Annotated in this window: 2 protein-coding genes; both read left to right on the top strand. The window is 62.0% G+C overall.

Features of this window, described 5'->3' with window-relative positions; all coding sequences use genetic code 11:
• Positions 1-96 precede the first annotated feature (96 nt).
• Positions 97-381, top strand: a complete 285-nt coding sequence (locus RBA40_RS33420; protein WP_306653223.1) for a hypothetical protein — start codon at positions 97-99, stop codon at positions 379-381.
• A 2-nt stretch (positions 382-383) separates the two neighbouring features.
• Positions 384-640: hypothetical protein (locus RBA40_RS33415; protein WP_306653221.1), on the top strand; the 257-nt coding region annotated here is incomplete at its 3' end.

Genomic DNA, 640 nt, shown 5'->3' with positions numbered 1-640 from the left:
TGGTGGTCAATCGTCCCGAAGCGTTCGTAAAAGGCGCGCTGGCGTAATCAACCCCGCCGGCGGCGCAACACGGCCGCCGGCCACCAGGAGAACGACATGGCAGTAACGAAAATCAAAGCGATCGACCAGTTCTCGCACGGCCGCCTGAGCATGGCCGCTGGCGACACGGACACGATCGAGCTGGTCGAGGCGCACGAACTGGCAAAGGCGGGTTTGATCGAGATTCTCAAGGAGCGTCACACGCCAGCGGAAGCGAGCGAGCCAGCGCCGCAGGGAGAAGCGACCGATTCGCGTGATGCCGGCGCCAAGATGGCGGACGCACATGAGAACAAGATGGATGACGCGGCCTTGAACAAAACCCACAAATCGAAGGCGAAATAATCATGTCGAAAACCATCCGCCTGCTTTCAACGTACAAGGGCCATCGCCCCCAGACCATCCTGACGGTGGATGACGCGACGGCGACCGCGCTGCTGGCCGGCGGACTGAATGCAACCAGCGATCTTACTGGCGGTGTTCGCTATGTGCCACCGATTCCTCCGCCACAAGTGCTGCCTGCCGCGTTTCAAATCGATGCCAACGGGGCCGTCTCCTTGGTCGGTGCCGGCTTCCAGGTAGCCGTGCCGACAGGTGGCACGCG

It is taken from the genome of Massilia pseudoviolaceinigra (assembly GCF_030846505.1).
Classification (GTDB): domain Bacteria; phylum Pseudomonadota; class Gammaproteobacteria; order Burkholderiales; family Burkholderiaceae_D; genus Telluria_A; species Telluria_A violaceinigra.
This window is presented reverse-complemented; position numbering and strand designations above follow the sequence as displayed.

Coding starts and splice junctions, on each gene's coding strand:
- RBA40_RS33420 (WP_306653223.1), top strand. CDS start 97: ATGGCAGTAACGAAAATCAAAGCGATCGACCAGTTCTCGCACGGCCGC.